The 16,833-nt window shown below is 61.9% G+C and carries 16 protein-coding genes and 1 other RNA gene; 8 read left to right on the plus strand and 9 right to left on the minus strand.

Going from position 1 to position 16,833, the window contains the following annotated elements:
* Positions 1-139: 139 nt before the first annotated feature.
* From BMZ23_RS12055 to BMZ23_RS12075, 5 genes are all read right to left on the minus strand, one after another.
* A complete protein-coding gene (locus BMZ23_RS12055) occupies positions 140-1,141 on the minus strand; it encodes an extracellular solute-binding protein (RefSeq protein WP_093477677.1) in 1,002 nt (333 codons plus the stop codon).
* Between the two features lie 84 nt (positions 1,142-1,225).
* Positions 1,226-2,467 carry an FAD-dependent monooxygenase gene (locus BMZ23_RS12060; protein WP_093477680.1) on the minus strand — a complete coding sequence of 414 codons (1,242 nt, stop codon included), beginning with the start codon at positions 2,465-2,467 and terminating at the stop codon, positions 1,226-1,228.
* Positions 2,468-2,482: 15 nt separating this feature from the next.
* Positions 2,483-3,676 carry a 2-octaprenyl-6-methoxyphenyl hydroxylase gene (gene ubiH, locus BMZ23_RS12065; protein WP_093477682.1) on the minus strand — a complete coding sequence of 398 codons (1,194 nt, stop codon included), beginning with the start codon at positions 3,674-3,676 and terminating at the stop codon, positions 2,483-2,485.
* Positions 3,677-3,678: 2 nt separating this feature from the next.
* Positions 3,679-5,010: a Xaa-Pro aminopeptidase gene (pepP, locus tag BMZ23_RS12070; protein ID WP_425431696.1), complete on the minus strand. Its 1,332-nt coding sequence runs from the start codon at positions 5,008-5,010 to the stop codon at positions 3,679-3,681.
* Positions 5,011-5,027: 17 nt separating this feature from the next.
* Positions 5,028-5,597, minus strand: coding sequence for a UPF0149 family protein (locus tag BMZ23_RS12075; RefSeq protein ID WP_218143602.1), 570 nt, complete (start codon positions 5,595-5,597; stop codon positions 5,028-5,030).
* Positions 5,598-5,792: 195 nt separating this feature from the next.
* Here BMZ23_RS12075 and BMZ23_RS12080 point away from each other — a divergent pair, with 195 nt between their 5' ends.
* The 6 genes from BMZ23_RS12080 to BMZ23_RS12105 all read left to right on the plus strand — a co-directional run bounded on the left by BMZ23_RS12080 (position 5,793) and on the right by BMZ23_RS12105 (position 9,829).
* The gene (locus tag BMZ23_RS12080; protein WP_093477696.1) at positions 5,793-6,002 is read left to right on the plus strand and encodes a TIGR02449 family protein; all 210 of its coding nucleotides are present in this window, start codon (positions 5,793-5,795) and stop codon (positions 6,000-6,002) included.
* Positions 5,999-6,304, plus strand: coding sequence for a cell division protein ZapA (locus tag BMZ23_RS12085; protein WP_093477698.1), 306 nt, complete (start codon positions 5,999-6,001; stop codon positions 6,302-6,304). Before BMZ23_RS12080 ends, BMZ23_RS12085 begins: the two co-directional genes overlap by 4 nt.
* A gap of 44 nt (positions 6,305-6,348) precedes the next feature.
* Positions 6,349-6,527: non-coding RNA, 6S RNA (gene ssrS, locus BMZ23_RS12090), on the plus strand.
* A 17-nt stretch (positions 6,528-6,544) separates the two neighbouring features.
* Positions 6,545-7,141 carry a 5-formyltetrahydrofolate cyclo-ligase gene (locus BMZ23_RS12095; RefSeq protein ID WP_093477701.1) on the plus strand — a complete coding sequence of 199 codons (597 nt, stop codon included), beginning with the start codon at positions 6,545-6,547 and terminating at the stop codon, positions 7,139-7,141.
* Positions 7,142-7,415: 274 nt separating this feature from the next.
* On the plus strand, positions 7,416-7,868 hold the full coding sequence (locus BMZ23_RS12100) for an EVE domain-containing protein (RefSeq protein ID WP_093477704.1): 453 nt from the start codon (positions 7,416-7,418) through the stop codon (positions 7,866-7,868).
* Positions 7,869-7,978: 110 nt separating this feature from the next.
* Entirely contained in the window at positions 7,979-9,829 is a 1,851-nt protein-coding gene (locus BMZ23_RS12105) for a diguanylate cyclase (protein WP_093477707.1), read from the plus strand.
* On the opposite strand, the gene ilvA is transcribed toward BMZ23_RS12105, so the two are convergent.
* The gene (gene ilvA, locus BMZ23_RS12110) at positions 9,826-11,340 is read right to left on the minus strand and encodes a threonine ammonia-lyase, biosynthetic (protein WP_093477710.1); all 1,515 of its coding nucleotides are present in this window, start codon (positions 11,338-11,340) and stop codon (positions 9,826-9,828) included. The two genes, BMZ23_RS12105 and ilvA, sit on opposite strands and share 4 nt — an antisense overlap.
* Before the next feature lie 125 nt (positions 11,341-11,465).
* Here ilvA and rpiA point away from each other — a divergent pair, with 125 nt between their 5' ends.
* Positions 11,466-12,137 carry a ribose-5-phosphate isomerase RpiA gene (gene rpiA, locus BMZ23_RS12115; RefSeq protein WP_093477713.1) on the plus strand — a complete coding sequence of 224 codons (672 nt, stop codon included), beginning with the start codon at positions 11,466-11,468 and terminating at the stop codon, positions 12,135-12,137.
* A 9-nt stretch (positions 12,138-12,146) separates the two neighbouring features.
* Here rpiA and BMZ23_RS12120 read toward each other — a convergent pair whose 3' ends face one another.
* The 3 genes from BMZ23_RS12120 to BMZ23_RS12130 form a co-directional block, all read right to left on the minus strand.
* Positions 12,147-13,046: an SdiA-regulated domain-containing protein gene (locus BMZ23_RS12120; protein WP_245748219.1), complete on the minus strand. Its 900-nt coding sequence runs from the start codon at positions 13,044-13,046 to the stop codon at positions 12,147-12,149.
* 101 nt (positions 13,047-13,147) lie between these two features.
* Positions 13,148-13,813: a fumarylacetoacetate hydrolase family protein gene (locus BMZ23_RS12125; protein ID WP_093477719.1), complete on the minus strand. Its 666-nt coding sequence runs from the start codon at positions 13,811-13,813 to the stop codon at positions 13,148-13,150.
* A gap of 196 nt (positions 13,814-14,009) precedes the next feature.
* A complete protein-coding gene (locus tag BMZ23_RS12130; RefSeq protein WP_093477722.1) occupies positions 14,010-15,401 on the minus strand; it encodes an FAD-binding oxidoreductase in 1,392 nt (463 codons plus the stop codon).
* A gap of 174 nt (positions 15,402-15,575) precedes the next feature.
* Between BMZ23_RS12130 and serA the strand changes: the two genes are divergently transcribed.
* Positions 15,576-16,805 carry a phosphoglycerate dehydrogenase gene (serA, locus tag BMZ23_RS12135; RefSeq protein ID WP_093477725.1) on the plus strand — a complete coding sequence of 410 codons (1,230 nt, stop codon included), beginning with the start codon at positions 15,576-15,578 and terminating at the stop codon, positions 16,803-16,805.
* The last annotated feature ends 28 nt before the right edge of the window (positions 16,806-16,833 follow it).

Here is a 16,833-nt window from a genome sequence, read left to right on the forward strand (position 1 = left end):
TCAGCAGGCGCCAGTGTGGCAGGTCGGGCAGGCTCTTGGGCAGCACGGCAACTCCGGATCAGAAAAACACACGCCCGGCACTATGGCCGGGCGTGCAGTATAAACGCATTGTCAAACGCGAATATTGATCAGACGCAATTCAGTCCCAACGCAGGCGATCCATCAGCATCACTGCCTCGGCCTGACGACGCCCTGCCACCTCGACGTTGATGGTGTCGGTCTTCATCGGCCCCCAGGCCGCCACCTCTTCGGAGGGCGCCAGCGCTGTGTTGGCCGGAAACTCCTGATTGATGTCGGCAAATACCCGCTGGGCCGGCTCGGTGGTCAGCCACTCGAGGAAACGGATCGCCTCTTCGGGGTTCTTCGAGTGCTTGGTAACACCGGCACCGGAAATGTTCACATGCACCCCGCGATCATTCTGGTTCGGCCAGAACAGCGCCGCCTTGATGCCCGGCTTGTCTTTCTGCAGACGGCCGAAGTAGTAGGTATTGACGATACCTACATCACACTGGCCTGCATCAATTGCCTCTACCAGCGCGGTGTCGTTGGCAAACACCGGTGTTGCCAGATTGGCGACCCAGCCACGGATGATTTCAGCGGTCTTCTGCTCACCCAGGGTTTCCAGCATGGTCGCGGTCAGCGACTGGTTGTACACCTTCTTCGAGGTGCGCAGACACATGCGACCCTTCCAGGCATCGTCAGCCAGCGCTTCATAGGTACTCAGGCTGGCCGGATCGACCCGCTCGGTGGAATACACGATGGTCCGTGCACGCAGCGACAAGCCGGTCCACTGGCCGTTGCTGGAACGGTACTGGGCAGGAATATTGGCCTCGATCACGTCCGACTTGACTGCACGCAGCACGCCCTGCTCCTCGGCCTGCCAGAGGTTACCGGCATCCACGGTAATCAGCAGGTCGGCGCGGGTGTTGGCACCCTCGGCACGCAGACGCGCCAGCAACGGCGCTTCACCATCAGTGATGTAGTTGATCTTGACGCCGGTGGTTTCGGTGTACAGATCGAAGGCCGGCTTGACCAGGTGCTCCTGGCGAGCGGAGTAGACGACCAACTCCTTGGCCTGGGCAAACCCGGTAAAGCTGGCCAGGGCCAGACTGGCAATGACGGCAGAACGCTTGAGGAACATGATGAAGCCTCGTGATGGTGGACTTGCCGTAGATGATAATGATTCACCTTTATAGTTGCAACTGCGTCCTCTCGTCACATCCGCCTAGACTGTAAGCGAGCCCCTGGCCAGTGCCGGCAGGTCACCCTCCAGCCCCATGGCGCGCCGAATGATCGCCGCCTTGAGGACGCCATGGCCGTCCATCCAGTTCATCCCGGCATTGCGCAACCAGCGCAGCGGCAGCGCCTCCGCATGGAACAGCCGCTCAAAGCCCTCCATCGCCGCCATCATGCCCAGATTGTGTCCGATACGCTGGCGCTGGTAACGCTCCAGCACCTGCAGTTCGGCGCAGGATTCGCCGCGCGACTGCGCCTGCATCAGCACCTCGGCCAGACAGGCAGCATCCAGCATGCCCAGGTTGACGCCCTGCCCGGCCAGCGGGTGAATGCTATGGGCAGCATCACCAACCAGTGCCAGTCCCGGCATCACATAGCGTTTGGCATGGCGCTGGCGCAGCGGAATGCGGTAGCGCCGATCCACTGCCAGCACCCGCCCGAGCCGCTGCTCGATGGCTTCGCTGAGCGCCGCAGCAAAGGCCTGATCGTCCAGCGCCATCATTGCCTCGGCCGGCTCGGCCAGCAGCGACCAGACAATCGAGCAATAGTGCCGGCCATCGCGCGACGGCAGCGGCAGGAAAGCCAGCGGGCCGCTCGGCAAAAAACGCTGCCAGGCCGTATCGGCATGCGGTTGCTCCACTTGCACCGTGGTGACCAGTGCGTGGTGCAGGTAATCCCATTCGCGCATCTCGAAGCCGGCCAGGTCACGAACCCGCGACTGGGCGCCATCCGCTGCTACCAGCAAAGGTGTGCGCAGCGCCTCGCCCTGTTCGAACTCCAGCCGCCAGCCTGCATCCTCCTTGACCAGCACCCGGGTGCGCCGCTGGCCCTGTACGCGCACCGGCGTCTGTTGCAGCGCATCCAGCAACGCCTGCTGCACCGGGGTGTTCTCGATGATGTGGCCAAGGCGCAACTCACCCAACGCCTCGGCATCGAAGGCTATCGCACCAGTGCCCTCGGCATCCCATACGCGCATGTGCCGGTAACCGCACAGGCGCTCCGGCGGCAGCCGCTGCCAGACGCCAAGGCGTTGCAGGATACGTTCGGAGGCAGCACTGAAGGCGCTGACCCGCGGCTCGTAGCCGGAGGCGCCGGGCTGCACCGGCAAGCGCTGCTGCAGATCCAGCGCGTCCACCAGCAACACCCGCAGCGGGCTGTCGGCCAGCGCATTGGCCAGGGTGGCACCGACCATGCCGGCACCGACAATGATCACATCCGCATCGAATTGCATGACAGGCTCTCCGTATCAGCTGCGCAGGCCCATGGCGCGGCGGGCAAAAAGGGATTTGGCCGGTGCCAGCAGATCCAACCCGAGCAAGCCCAGGGTACGACCCACCCCCAGCAGGGTCTGGCGGTTGCTGAACAGCCGGGTCAGGCGATCACTGAAGTCGATGGTCAGGCGTTGGTCATCGCGCTGCTCGACCAGATAGGCCTGCAACCGCGCCAGTTCGCCAGGGGCGGCCTGTTCTGCCCACGCCTGCCGGATATGCCGGGCCAGCGCCATGGCATCGCGCAGCGACAGGTTGAAGCCCTGTCCGGCAATCGGATGCAGGCTGTGCGCTGCATTGCCCAGCACCACCAGATGCGGGCGCACCTGCTCGTCACTTTCGATCAGCTGCAACGGGTAGCTGGAACGCTCGCCAACCCGCAACAGTTCGCCAAGGCGATAGCCAAAGGCCTCCTGCAGGCGGCGCAGAAAGGCCGCATCGGTCAATGCCAGCACCTGCCGGGCCTGATCCTCGGGCAGGGTCCAGACCAGCGCGCTACGCTGCTCGACCAGCGGCAGCAGGGCCATCGGGCCATCGGCGGTGAATCGCTCGAAAGCTTCGCCCTGATGGGCGCGGCTGGTACTGACGTTGGCAATGATCGCGGTTTGCCCGTAGGGTCGCGCCTGACGGTGAATCCCCAACTGCTCGAGCAGTCCGGAACGGCCACCATCGGCCAGCACCAGCAGGTCGGTATCCAGCCAGTGCGACTGGCCGTCACCCTCGACCTGCAGTCGATAGCCCTGATCAGCCGGCTGAAGGGCGGTGACCCGCGCCGGCGCCAGCCAGTCGATGCGCTGCTGATCCAGGGCGCCAAGCAGCACCTGGCCCAGCCAGGCGTTCTCCACCACATAGCCGAGTGCCGGCACCCCTTCCTGCTCGGCATGCATGCGCAGCATGCCGGGATGGCCACGGTCGGACACATGGATATGGCGGATCGGCTCGGCACGCTCGGCCAGCTGCGACCACACACCCAGTTCGCGCAACAGCTGGCTGCTGCCCCAGGACAGGGCGGTGGAACGGGCATCGTAACTGGGTTGCCAGGCATTGGCAGCGGGCGGCAGCGCCTCGATCAGGCGGATGCGCCAGTCACGCCCGGCATCGCTGCGCTGCAGTGCCAGCGCCAGGCTGGCACCAACCATGCCACCGCCGACAATGCTGATCACCCCGGCCATGCTCAGTGCTCCCCGCTGCGCGCCGCAGCCATCAGCGCCTCGATCTCGTCGATCTCGCGCGGCACATCGCCGGTAAGAATCTCGCAGCCATTACGGGTAACCAGCACGTCGTCCTCGATACGCACGCCGATGCCACGCCACTTGCGCGCCACGTCGCTGTTGTCCTGGGCGATATAGATACCGGGCTCGACGGTCATCAACATGCCCGGTTCGAGCACCCGCCATTCACCACCCACACGGTACTCGCCGACATCGTGCACATCCATGCCCAGCCAGTGACCGACCCGGTGCATGTAGAACGGCCGGTAGGCCTCGGCGGCTACAAGCTCATCCACCTCGCCCTGCAGCAGCCCCAGCTCTATAAGGCCGGCGGTAATCACCCGCACCGAGGCCTCATGCACCTCGTTCCAGTGCCGCCCCGGTGCAATCACCGCAAAGGCGGCGCGCTGGGCATCCAGCACCAGTTGGTAGATGGCCCGCTGCTCGGCGGAAAAGCGCCCGTTGGCCGGGAAGGTGCGGGTGATGTCGCTGGCATAGCAGTCCAGCTCGCAGCCGGCATCAATCAGCACCAGATCGCCATCACGGATCTGACTGGTGTTTTCCGTGTAGTGCAGGATGCAGGCATTGCGGCCGGCAGCGACGATCGACGAATAAGCCGGGGCACGGCTGCCGCTGCGCATGAATTCGTGTATCAGCTCGGCCTCCAGCTGGTATTCATGGAGACCGGGGCGGCAGATCTGCATGGCGCGGACATGCGCCCGCGCGGAAATTTTTGCCGCCTCGCGCATTACCTTGAGTTCCGCCGCGCTTTTGTACAGGCGCAGGTCGTGCAACAGATGATCAAGGGCCTCGAACTCGTTCGGTGGCTGCGCGCCAAGGCGCGCCTTGCTGCGGATGCTGTTGATCCAGCCGGTCAGCCGGCGATCGAACTCGGGGTTGGCACCCATCGCGTAGTAGACCCGCTCGCGCCCCTCGATCAGGCCGGGCAGGATGTCGTCGATATCGCTGATCGGGAAGGCATCATCGGCGCCATAGCTGGCCACCGCGCCCTCCTGACCGGCCCGGTAGCCGTCCCACAGCTCGCGCTCGGGATCACGCTCACGGCAGAACAGTACGAACTCGCCGTGCGCCCGACCGGGAATCAGAACCGCCACCGCCTCCGGTTCGGGAAAACCGGTCAAATACTGGAAATCGCTGTCCTGCCGGTAGGGGTATTCAGTGTCGCGGTTGCGCGTGCGTACTTGCGCCGCTGGCAACACGGCGATGCTGTTCGGCACCATCTGCGCCATCAGCGCCTTGCGCCGACGACTGTATTCCTGTCGGGGGATCTGCATCAGGGGTCTCCGGGGTATCAGTGCAGGGCGGCCGGCGGCTGGTCATCGCGCTCGGACGGCTGGCATTCGCTGAATACCAGCAGGCTGGCCATGCGCACATATTCGACCAGTTCCATAAAGTCGGATTCCGCCTGGTCCGAATCCTCTTCCTCACCCTGAATCTGGGCGATAGCGGCAAAGTCGGCGAGCACACCTTCGACTTCTTCGGTCAACGCCGCCTCGCGCGGGACCAGACCGAAGCCGCCAAGAAAGCCCTGACACCAGCGCCCCAGCGCCTCGCTGCGCAGCAGCATCGGCTGACTGTCGTCGGGCAGCAGCAGGGTGAACTCGAAACCGCTGCCAGCCAGTAGTGCCAGACTGGCATCCTGCAGCTGGATCAGCAGCAGCTTGCCCGCCTCGTTGGCGCTCTGGGTAGCCTCTGCAAGTTCACTGGCCAGATTCAGCCAGGTGGCATGATCAAACCGCGTGCCGGCGGCCAACCGGCCAACCAGATGGCCGTGCAGCTCCGCGGGCGAGCCGCTGGCAGCCATGTCGGCAAATACGTCGAGATAACGATCAAATTCGAATACGGCGGGCAGGGCAGGCATCATCTAGGGCCTCGAAACGTGAGCAACCGCGCAAGGATAACAGAAGCAGCCCCCGGCTTGCTGCCAGCCGCCGTGCGGCGCTTTGACCGCCGCCAGCGGCCTGCTATAGTGGCCGGCAGATCAAACGGCCGGGAAGCTGTTTGCCTTCCGGCACCATCGCCACCCCACTCCATTCGTCTGGACTTGCCTACGCCCATGGATCAATCCGACATCACCGCTCTGGCTGCGCGGGTCAACCAATTGATCGATCTGTGCCTGCACCTGCAACAGCAGAACCAGCACCTGCTGTCGCAGGAAAGACACTGGCGTGAAGAACGCCAGCAACTGATCGAGAAGAACGATCTGGCCCGACAGAAGGTCGAAGCCATGATCATCCGCCTGAAAGCCCTGGAGCACGATGCATGACCCAGCCGTCGACCGTCACCCTGCATATCCTCGACAAGGAATACCGCGTCAGCTGCCCCCCGGAGGAGCGTTATAATCTGGAGCAGGCTGCACGCCATCTGGATGAAACCATGCGAGAGATTCGCAGCAGCGGCAAGGTTGTAGGCGTGGAACGTATTGCAGTGATGGCAGCACTCAATATCAGTCATGCAATGATTACCGGCAGTCGCAGCCACGATGAACAGTCAGGCCGCCAGCAACAGATGATCGATGATCTGGTCAAACGTCTTGACCAGATACTGTCCCCCGGCCAGGCGGTTTAGACCCAAGCCGCTTGGGTAAGCCTCCGGACTCAGGTATAGTGAATTCGTCCCTGGGGTGTTTGCCAGTCGGAGATGTCCCTGAGCCGATACTTCTGTACCAGGGGGGTGGCCGTCGCGGCGGTGTGCATGTCCGCTCGCCGGAAAGCCTGAAGCCGCACCCTGCTCTCCGCCTTGAACTTTCGGGTTCAAGGGCTAACCCGACAGCGGCATTCCCGGGGATTCCAGTTTGCCTTGTCCAGCATGACAGACTCACGCCAATCACTTCGCCGTAAACTGCGAGAAGCGCGCCGCGCCCTTACTCCGCGTCAGCAGCGTGACGCCAGCCGCGCCCTGGAGCGCCTGCTTGGCGGCAGCATGCTTTTTCTGCGCAGCCGTCACATTGCTTTCTATCTGGCCAATGACGGTGAAATCGATCCACAGCGACTGCTGCAAAAAGCCCGACGCCAGGGCAAACACTGCTATCTGCCGGTAGTTGCTGGCTGGCCCCGCCGGCGCATGCAATTCCAGCGCCTCACCGCAGACACCCGCTGGCATACCAACCGCTTTGGTATCCGTGAGCCTGTTGCCAACCCTCGACAACAGGTAGCGCTCTGGCGTCTGCAGCTCCTGCTGATGCCGCTGGTTGGCTTTGATGCGCAGGGCAACCGCTTGGGCATGGGTGGCGGCTTTTATGACAGAGCGCTGGCCTGGCGGCGCCTCCGGCGCAACTGGCCAGGACCGCAACTGGTCGGCCTGGCTCACCATTGCCAGCAGGTTGACCGGCTCCCGATTGCCGACTGGGATATCCCGGCAGATCTTATAGCCAGCGACCGGCAGCTGCTGTTCAAGGGGCGTTGAGCGTCGAACCATTTCCGGCAGAACGCTCGAAATAACTTTCCGTATAGCCTGTGGTCACTATTCCCAGTCCGAAAATCAGAACCAGAACCCATAGAAGATCGGGCTTGCGCCGCATGGTTGCCTCCATTTCAATGCTTAAGGGCAATCTTGTTGTTGATGCCTCGATACTTGATGGCCAAGAGCCATGAGACATTCCCGCTTTTGGTATCACGAGCGAAGGCTTTATTACCCCTGAAAACAGAATCTGTCAACACCCCCTTCACAGGTAACGCGCATGGCCTACTGGCTGATGAAGTCCGAACCCGACTGTTTTTCGATTGATGACCTTTCTCGTGGCCCGGCCCTGTGGGACGGAGTGCGCAACTATCAGGCGCGCAACTACCTGGCAGAAATGCAGGCCGACGACCTGTTTCTGTTCTATCACTCAAGCTGCCAGCCCCCGGGGATCGCCGGCATTGGCCGGATTGACGGCCAGGCCAGACCGGATCTAAGCGCTCTTGATCCTGCAGCAGCGGGCTACGACCCACGCAGCACTGAACAGCAGTTGCCCTGGGTAGCGGTTCCAGTGGTTTTCCAGAAAAAGTTTGCCGCCCTGTTGTCACTTGCACAGATTCGCACACTGGAAGGCCTCGAAGCCCTCCCGTTACTGGCTCGTGGCAGCCGGCTTTCGGTCATGCCGGTAACACCGGAGCAATGGCAGATTCTGCTGAACGCCGCCGGGAAATAACGGAAAAGAATGTGCAGGACAGGAGCTTCAGTCCTATGCCGTCAAGGTAATTCCACTCAGGGTGCCGTGCTGCAACTGACTGACAGCATGGCACAAGGATAGATTTACCCATGCCTGCAGCGCGCCAGACAGCCCACTCCCTGATCCCTGAATGTCTGTTGGGAGTATTGCTGGCCATATTGATCGGCAGCAGCCTGTGGTCCTGGCATGCCTTGCAGACGGCCGAGCAACAGCAAACACTGGCACGCCTCAAACTTGAAACAAGTGCGCTTGCCGAGCGCATAGAGAGCCGTTTCGACCAGCAGATTACCGCGCTGGAACGGCTTGCGGAACGCTGGCCTGTGCACCGTGACACCCCTGATTTGTGGCGCCATGACGCACTGATGCTGACCCGCGACTACAGCAGTTTTCAGGCGATCCAGTGGCTTGACCCGGACTTGCGCATCCGCTGGACCGAGCCCCTGATCGGCAACGAAGCGGCTCTGGGCTTCCAGTATTCGCCAGAGCACCCAGGGTATCCGGTACTGATGCAGATCCGCGATACGCTGCAACCGGCACTCAGCCCGCTGTTCGAGTTGCGCCAGGGCGGCCCGGGGCTGACCTACTATGTGCCCGTGGTTGCACAGCGCAGCCAGCCGCCTGTATTCGATGGCTTTCTGATCGGCGTATTTCGACCGCAGAAACTGCTCGCCGAGCTAACCGGCAGCATTGGCAACCGTCACCTGATACTGGATTTCTCGACTGCCGGAGAGCGGCTGTTCATCCACCAGCCAGACACGCTCGCTGATCACCTGCCAGCCATACAAATGCCCCTGCGTCTGGCCAATCGTAGCGATATCCTGCTGACCGCCAGACCCAGCCAGTCATTGGTCCGCCAGAGCCAGACCCATTTACCGGAAATGGTTTTGTTCAGTGGCGTGCTGACCAGCCTGCTTCTGGTCAGTAGTTTGTGGCTGCTGCTCGGGAGCAGACGCAAGGCCAAAGCCTTACGGATCAGCAACCGTCGCCTGCAGAGCGAGATTGCCCATCGCCTTGATATCGAGCAAAGCCTGCAGGCCAGCCAGAGCAAACTGCAACTGATTCTGGACATGACCGATCACAGCAAGGACGCTTTGTTTCTGATCGGTTTGCAGCCAACAGAAGTCATCTACATGAACCGCACCTGCTGGGTAGCCTTGGGTTACAGCGAACATGAGTTGCGCGATTTGCTGCGCATTGCTCCGCAAGACGTGATGTGCGGTTATGGCAAATGGATAGATAGCTGGCAAACCTCAGCAGCACATGCAGGGGCCAGCGTCAGCCAGCAAACACTCCGGCACCGCAACGGTCACACAATACCTGTCGAGATAAGCACAAGGGTCTTGTCCAGGCATTGCCGCGATTACCTGATCTGTATCGGCCGCAACAACGCAGCCCAACTGGAAGCTGCCGAGCAGTTACGTCGCCAATCACAACAGGACGGGCTGACCGGCCTGTTCAACAGGCGCTACTTCGACCAGGCGCTGGCCAGTGAATGGCGCCGACAGCGTCGACAGCAGCAGCCCCTCGCCCTGTTGATGCTGGATGTGGATCACTTCAAATCCTTTAACGACCTGCTTGGTCATCAGGCTGGCGATGATGCCCTGCGCAAACTGGCCTCAGCACTGGGACAAGGTCTGATGCGCGAGGGAGAATGCGCCTGCCGCTACGGTGGCGAGGAGTTTGCGGTAATACTGCCGGGGGCTGATGCAGCCGAGTGTGAGCGGGCAGCAAAGCACCTGCACCGGGCAATCGAACGTTTACAGATTGCCCATCCGGGCAGCCCTCTACAGCGCCTGACTGTCAGCATAGGCGCAGCCAGCCTGATGCCCATGGCCGAACTCAGCCCCTCGGATCTGATTCGACTGGCCGACCAGGCCCTGTACCAGGCCAAATCCCAGGGCCGCAACCGCACCTGTCACGCCGAACAGGAGCAGCACTAACCAAGAAACAGCCGGTAGGCCGGATTGTCACTCTCATCCCAGTACGGATAACCGATCGACGCCAGCGCCTCCGGCACCTGGCTGCGCTCGTCCTCCGGCACCTGCAGACCGGCCACTACCCGCCCCCAGGCAGCACCATGGTTACGGTAGTGGAACATCGAGATATTCCAGCGCCCGCCGAGCTTGTTGAGGAAGTTGAACAGCGCGCCGGGGCGCTCGGGGAATTCGAAACGCAGCACCACCTCGTCAGTCACCTGCGCCGCGTGCCCACCGACCATGTGACGGATATGCAGCTTGGCCAGCTCGTTGTCGGTCAGGTCCAGCACCGGGAAGCCCTGATCGCACAGCTGTTGCACCAGAGCACCGCGCGGGTCCAGCTCAGGGTGGGTCTGCACACCAACAAAGATATGCGCCTCGCCACTGTCGTGGTAACGGTAGTTGAACTCGGTGATGGCGCGCTTGCCGATCGCCTGGCAGAACGCCTTGAAACTGCCCGGCCGCTCCGGAATGGTGACTGCCAGCAGCGCCTCGCGCTGCTCACCCAGCTCGGCGCGCTCGGCGACATGCCGCAGGCGGTCAAAATTGATGTTGGCACCGGAATCGATGGCAATCAGCACCTGGCCCTGACAGCCCTCGCGCTCGACATATTTCTTGATGCCGGCCACGCCCAGGCAACCGGCCGGCTCACAGATCGAGCGGGTATCGTCGTAGATATCCTTGATCGCCGCGCACATTTCGTCGGTGGAAACGGTGATCACCTCATCCACATAGTGCCGGCAAACCTCGAAGGTATGCTCGCCGATCTGCGCCACCGCAACACCGTCGGCGAACAGCCCGACCTGACTCAGCACCACCCGCTCACCGGCATCCATCGCCGCCTTCAGGCAGGCAGCCTCGGTCGGCTCGACGCCGATCACCTTGATCTGCGGGCGCAGGTATTTGACGTAGGCGGCAATACCGGCGGCCAGCCCGCCACCGCCGACCGGCACGAAGATCGCATCAATATGGCCCTGGTGCTGGCGCAGAATCTCCATGGCCACCGTGCCCTGCCCGGCAATGGTGTCCGGATCATCATAGGGATGGATGTAGGTGAAGCCCTTCTCCTTGACCAGCTTCTGCGAGTAGGCCAGCGCCTCGTCAAAGGCATCGCCATGCAGCACGACCCGGGCACCACGCGCGCGCACCGCCTTGACCTTGATTTCCGGCGTGGTGCGCGGCATCACAATGGTCGCCTTGACGCCCATATGCCGGGCGGCATAGGCCAGCCCCTGGGCATGATTGCCAGCCGAGGCGGCTACGACACCCTTGGCCCGCTGCTCATCAGTCAGCTGTGCCAGCTTGTTGTAGGCGCCGCGGATCTTGAAAGAGAACACCGGCTGCAGGTCCTCGCGCTTGAGCAGCACGGTGTTGCCGAGGCGCTCGGAAAGGAACGGCGCCGGGTGAATCGGCGTCTCCACCGCCACGTCGTAAACGCGGGAGCAAAGTATCTTCTTGACGTAGGTTTCCAGCATGGCGGGCCTGATCCGGGTCGACTGCAAAGCCGCCAGTCTAGCGAATCGACCGGCAGGCGACTACACGCAGACGGCCTGCCGGCCGTATAATCCGCGCTTTGCCCGTGATCGGAGGGGACCAGTCCATGACCCAGGACGAACTGAAACAGGCCGTTGGCCAGGCGGCTGTCGACCTGATACTGCCCAGCCTGCAGGATTCCAGCATCATCGGCGTGGGCACCGGCTCCACCGCCAACTGCTTTATCGATGCACTGGCGCGCCACAAGGGCTTCTTCGACGGCGCCGTGGCCAGCTCCGAGGCCACCGCCCAGCGCCTGAAACAACATGGCATTCCGGTCTACGATCTGAACAGCGTGGCAGAGCTGGATTTTTATGTGGATGGCGCCGACGAGGCCAACGCTCACCTGGAACTGATCAAGGGCGGCGGCGCTGCGCTGACCCGCGAGAAGATTGTTGCCGCCGTCGCCAGAACCTTTATCTGCATCGCCGACCAGAGCAAGCTGGTGGATACCCTTGGGGCCTTTCCGCTGCCAGTCGAGGTAATTCCCATGGCGCGCAGTCACGTTGCCCGACAAATCGTCAAACTCGGCGGCGACCCGGTCTATCGGGATGGCTGCATCACCGACAACGGCAATGTGATTCTGGATGTGCACAATATGCTGATCCACGATCCGCGACGCCTTGAGGAGCAACTTAACGCCATCGTCGGGGTGGTCTGCAACGGCCTGTTCGCCGCCCGCCCGGCCGATATCCTGTTGCTTGGCACGGCGGACGGGGTCAAACAGCTGAAAGCCTGAGCCAACGGCTCAGGGCTGCGGCGTAAAACGGTAGAACAGGTTTGGCTCGCTGACCAGATAGATAGCGCCGTCCGGGCCGACAGTTACCCCTTCAGCCTGCGGCACCGTGCGGCGCAAACCGGCCATGCCGCGCCACAGGCCGAGCAGGCTCAACGGCTGCCCATCAGCGGCATACTCCACCAGCATGTGCGACTCGTCACTCAGTAGCAGCAGATGACCGCTGGGAGCATGCCAGGTCAGCGATGACAGATCGCGCATAAACAGGGTCGGCGAATCGCTGGGCTTGAGTTCACGCACCTCGACCCGCAGCGACGTCTGCGGGTCGGCATCGACAAAGCCGCGCACCTCCAACACCCGCAGCGGATCACGCTCGCGCACCACCAGCAGACGCTGCTGGCGCTCGTCCCAGGACAACCCCTCGAAGCCCTTGTTACCCTCGCCATCCAGTCCCAGACTGAGACTCGGCAGACCCGACACATCCAGCACCTGGGCCTCATCAGGCAAATCCAGAAGAATCAGGCGCTGGCTGCGTTCCTCGGCAATCACAAAACGCCTGCCCTCGACATGGGTCAGACCTTCCATGTCGCTGACACCCTCGAGGCGCACGCTTCGCAGCAAGCGCCCGTCGGTGCTCAATTCGACCAGCAGCGGCTCGCCGTTGAGTACCGACCACAGCGTGCCGGTCTGGCTGTTGAAGGTCAGCGCCGACAAGTCATCATCAATACCCGCGACCGGCAACGCCTCGATATCTACCCGGTAGCGCGCCAGGTTCAGCGCCTGCTCGGGCAAGGCCTGCGAGCTTAGCCGCCAGCTTTGCCACAGCAGCACATCCAGCCGCAAAAAATGCAGCACAAGAGCAGCCAAAAGCAGCACAACAATGGGTAGTAACAACCACAACCTGATTCTCACACGCAGACTCCGGGACAGCGCAAGGTGCAGGTTGGAGGGAGTGAGTCCGAAAAAGTTCAGACCACAGGCAAGCCAATGACAAGCCTGTGACTTTGAGTGCTTCAGGCAATAGAAGCCGTCTGCTCCAGCACACCGGGAATGGCCAGCTGCAGCTGATCACCACTGGCCAGCACGCCGACCCCGGCCGGCGTGCCGGTAATCACCACATCCCCCGGCTGCAGGGTAAATACCCCGGCGATGTGCCGCAGCAAGGCGATGATCGGGGTGATCATCTCGGCACTGTTGCCCTGCTGGCGCAGCTCGCCGTTGATCCGCAGTTGCAGGGGAATCGCGGTCAGATCAGGCAGTTGCGCGGGCTCGACAAAGGCCGACAGCGGACAGGCGCCGTCAAACGCCTTGGCGCGCTCCCAGGGATGCCCCTTGGCCTTAAGCTGGTCCTGCAGTTCGCGCAGGGTCAGGTCCAGCGCCAGACCAATGCCGGCAATCGCCGCGATTGCCTGCTGCTCGCTGACGTCGCCGCTCAGGGTCTGACCGATCAGCAGGGCGATCTCGGTTTCGTAATGCACCGCACCGAGGCCCTGCGGCAGGTGCAGCGGCTGATCCAGCGCCACCACCGCCGTGGCCGGCTTGATAAACAGCAGCGGCTCGGCCGGCACCGGGTTGTTCAGCTCGCGGGCATGTTCGGCGTAATTGCGCCCGACACAGACCACCTTGCCCAAGGGCAGGCTGATCGGGCTGTTGTCGGCAAAATGGTGCTGGTAAGACATCACAAATCCTTGAAAGAGGTGGGTTGAAGCTGGCAGCCGCAGCGTCCGCAAGCGGTGTTGGCAGGCCCCTGATCTGGACCGTCGATGCCCAGGGATGGGCATCGCCGAGCGTACAGGGACGTATTTACAGCGTGTCCAGAACAGGGGCCTGGCAATGCCGCTCACCCTGCAAACAAAGCAACCCGGGGGTTAGGGTTCAGACAAAAATCTTGCCCGGATTCATGATGCCGTTGGGGTCGAATACCGCCTTGACCCCCTTCATCAGCGCAATCTCGGCCGGGCTGCGGCTGTAGTGCAGGTAATCGCGCTTGGTCATGCCCACACCATGCTCGGCGGAGATCGAACCGTTGTACTTCTGCACGATCTCGAATACCCACTTGTTCACCGTCGCGCACTTGCCGAAGAACTCATCCTTGGACATGGCTTCCGGCTTGAGGATATTCAGGTGCAGGTTGCCGTCGCCGATATGGCCGAACCAGACAATCTCGAAATCCGGGTAGTGTTCACCGACGATCGCATCAATATCGTGCAGGAAGGCCGGCACCTGGCCGACCGTTACCGAAATATCGTTCTTGTAGGGTGTCCAGTGCGAAATCGTCTCGGAAATGAACTCGCGCAATTTCCACAGGTTCTGCAGTTGCTGCTCGCTCTGGCTCATCACCCCGTCCAGCACCCAACCCTGCTCTACGCAGTGCTCGAAGATCTCCAGCGCCTGATTGGCGATATCCTCGTTGAGCGCCTCGAACTCCAGCAGCGCATAAAACGGGCAATCGGTCTCGAACGGCGCCGGCACGTCACCGCGCCCCATGATCTTGGCCATCGCCTTGTCCGAAAAGAACTCGAAGGCGGTCAGATCCAGCTTGCCCTGGAAGGCATGCAAGACCGGCATGATCGAATCGAAATCCGGCGTACCCAGCACCATCGCCGTGAGATTCTTCGGCGCCCGCTCCAGGCGCATGGTCGCCTCGACGACAAAGCCCAGGGTGCCCTCGGCACCGATAAACAGCTGGCGCAAATCGTAGCCGGTGGCGTTCTTGATCAGATCCTTGTTCAGCTCCAGCAGCTCGCCGGTACCGGTGACCACCTTCAGCCCGGCCACCCAATTACGGGTCATGCCATAACGAATGACCTTGATGCCGCCGGCATTGGTACCGATATTGCCGCCGATGTTGCTGGAACCCGCCGAGGCAAAATCCACCGGGTAATACAGCCCCTGTTCCTCAGCAAACTGCTGCAGCTGCACCGTCACCACCCCGGGCTGACAGACCACGGTGCGATCAAATTCGTTGAACCCGATGATCCTGTTCATGTAATCGAAGGACACCACGATTTCGCCATTGGCCGCCACCGCGCCAGCCGACAGCCCGGTACGTCCGCCCGAGGGCACCAGCGCCAGCCGCTCGGCATTGGCAAAGCGCACAACCGCCTGCACCTGCTCGATGCTCCTGGGGAACACGATGGCCAGCGGCGCCGGCTCGAAATGCTTGGTCCAGTCCTTGCCCCAGGCATTCAGGGAATCGGCATCGGTGCGCACCTTGTCCGGGTCAACCAGGGTTTTCAGGGTTTCGATGATGGCTTGCGGGGTCATGTGCGCCTCAAAGGAAATTCACGCAGCGCCTGAACACAATTCATACGCATGCAGGCATCAAAAAAGGGAGATTATGCTAGCATACGCGGCTTCCGAAACAGGACAACTCCGACAGCCCGGCTGCCGAATTTGTCCTCCAGGCTTCTCCAATCAGCATTGCGGGTAACTGAGACCATGAGCAAGACCTCGCTGGACAAAGGCAAGATCAAGTTTCTGCTCCTCGAGGGCGTACACCAGTCGGCCGTCGACACCCTGAAGGCCGCTGGCTACACCAACATCGAGTACCACACCAGTTCGCTGCCGGACGACCAGCTGAAAGCATCGATTGCCGATGCACACTTTATTGGCATCCGCTCACGCACCCAGCTGACCGAAGATATCTTTGCCCACGCACCCAAGCTGGTTGCCGTCGGCTGCTTCTGCATCGGCACCAACCAGGTCGACCTGAGCGCCGCCATGCAGCGCGGTGTTGCGGTGTTCAATGCACCCTACTCGAACACCCGCTCGGTAGCCGAACTGGTGCTGGCCGAAGCCATACTGCTGCTGCGCGGTATTCCCGAAAAGAACGCCTCCTGCCACCGTGGCGGCTGGATCAAGAGCGCCGACAACTCCTACGAAATCCGCGGCAAAAAACTCGGCATCGTCGGCTACGGCTCGATCGGCACCCAGCTGTCCGTGCTGGCCGAAGGCCTGGGCATGCAAGTGCTGTTCTATGACGTAGTAACCAAGCTGCCCCTGGGCAATGCCCGTCAGGTCAGCTCGCTGAACGAACTGCTCGGTGAAGCCGACATCGTTACCCTGCACGTACCGGAAACCGCCGCCACCAAATGGATGATCGGCGAGAAGGAAATCCGTGCAATGAAAAAGGGCGGCATCCTGATCAATGCCGCACGCGGCACCGTAGTGGATATCGATGCCCTGGCCGGCGCACTGCGCGACAAGCACCTGAATGGCGCTGCCATTGACGTGTTCCCGGTTGAGCCGCGCTCGAACAAGGATGAGTTCATCAGCCCGCTGCGAGAGTTCGACAACTGCATCCTGACTCCGCATATCGGCGGCTCGACCATGGAAGCGCAGGCCAATATCGGTCTGGAAGTGGCCGAGAAGCTGGTCCGCTACAGCGACAACGGCACCTCGATCACCTCGGTCAACTTCCCCGAAGTGGCGCTGCCGTCGCACCCGGGCAAGCACCGTCTGCTGCACATCCACCAGAACATCCCCGGCGTGATGAGCGAAATCAACCGGGTATTCGCGGAAAACGGCATCAACATCTCCGGTCAGTACCTGCAGACCAACGAAAAGGTCGGCTATGTCGTGATCGATGTGGATGCCGAGTACTCGGATCTGGCCCAGGAGAAGCTGCAGCACGTCAAAGGCACCATCCGCTGCCGCGTGCTGTTCTGACTACTGATGTACCAGCAAACGCCGCCGC

It is taken from the genome of Halopseudomonas yangmingensis (assembly GCF_900114825.1).
Taxonomy (GTDB): Bacteria; Pseudomonadota; Gammaproteobacteria; order Pseudomonadales; family Pseudomonadaceae; genus Halopseudomonas; species Halopseudomonas yangmingensis.

Excerpts from the sequence above, each read along its gene's own strand:
- BMZ23_RS12080 (WP_093477696.1), top strand. The coding sequence starts at position 5,793 with ATGGATCAATCCGACATCACCGCTCTGGCTGCGCGGGTCAACCAATTG.
- ubiH (WP_093477682.1), bottom strand. The coding sequence starts at position 3,676 with ATGGCCGGGGTGATCAGCATTGTCGGCGGTGGCATGGTTGGTGCCAGC.
- BMZ23_RS12130 (WP_093477722.1), bottom strand. The coding sequence starts at position 15,401 with ATGACCCCGCAAGCCATCATCGAAACCCTGAAAACCCTGGTTGACCCG.
- BMZ23_RS12075 (WP_218143602.1), bottom strand. The coding sequence starts at position 5,597 with ATGCCTGCCCTGCCCGCCGTATTCGAATTTGATCGTTATCTCGACGTA.
- BMZ23_RS12085 (WP_093477698.1), top strand. The coding sequence starts at position 5,999 with ATGACCCAGCCGTCGACCGTCACCCTGCATATCCTCGACAAGGAATAC.
- BMZ23_RS12125 (WP_093477719.1), bottom strand. The coding sequence starts at position 13,813 with ATGTCTTACCAGCACCATTTTGCCGACAACAGCCCGATCAGCCTGCCC.
- BMZ23_RS12060 (WP_093477680.1), bottom strand. The coding sequence starts at position 2,467 with ATGCAATTCGATGCGGATGTGATCATTGTCGGTGCCGGCATGGTCGGT.
- rpiA (WP_093477713.1), top strand. The coding sequence starts at position 11,466 with ATGACCCAGGACGAACTGAAACAGGCCGTTGGCCAGGCGGCTGTCGAC.
- BMZ23_RS12095 (WP_093477701.1), top strand. The coding sequence starts at position 6,545 with ATGACAGACTCACGCCAATCACTTCGCCGTAAACTGCGAGAAGCGCGC.
- pepP (WP_425431696.1), bottom strand. The coding sequence starts at position 5,010 with ATGCAGATCCCCCGACAGGAATACAGTCGTCGGCGCAAGGCGCTGATG.
- BMZ23_RS12105 (WP_093477707.1), top strand. The coding sequence starts at position 7,979 with ATGCCTGCAGCGCGCCAGACAGCCCACTCCCTGATCCCTGAATGTCTG.
- BMZ23_RS12100 (WP_093477704.1), top strand. The coding sequence starts at position 7,416 with ATGGCCTACTGGCTGATGAAGTCCGAACCCGACTGTTTTTCGATTGAT.
- ilvA (WP_093477710.1), bottom strand. The coding sequence starts at position 11,340 with ATGCTGGAAACCTACGTCAAGAAGATACTTTGCTCCCGCGTTTACGAC.
- BMZ23_RS12055 (WP_093477677.1), bottom strand. The coding sequence starts at position 1,141 with ATGTTCCTCAAGCGTTCTGCCGTCATTGCCAGTCTGGCCCTGGCCAGC.
- serA (WP_093477725.1), top strand. The coding sequence starts at position 15,576 with ATGAGCAAGACCTCGCTGGACAAAGGCAAGATCAAGTTTCTGCTCCTC.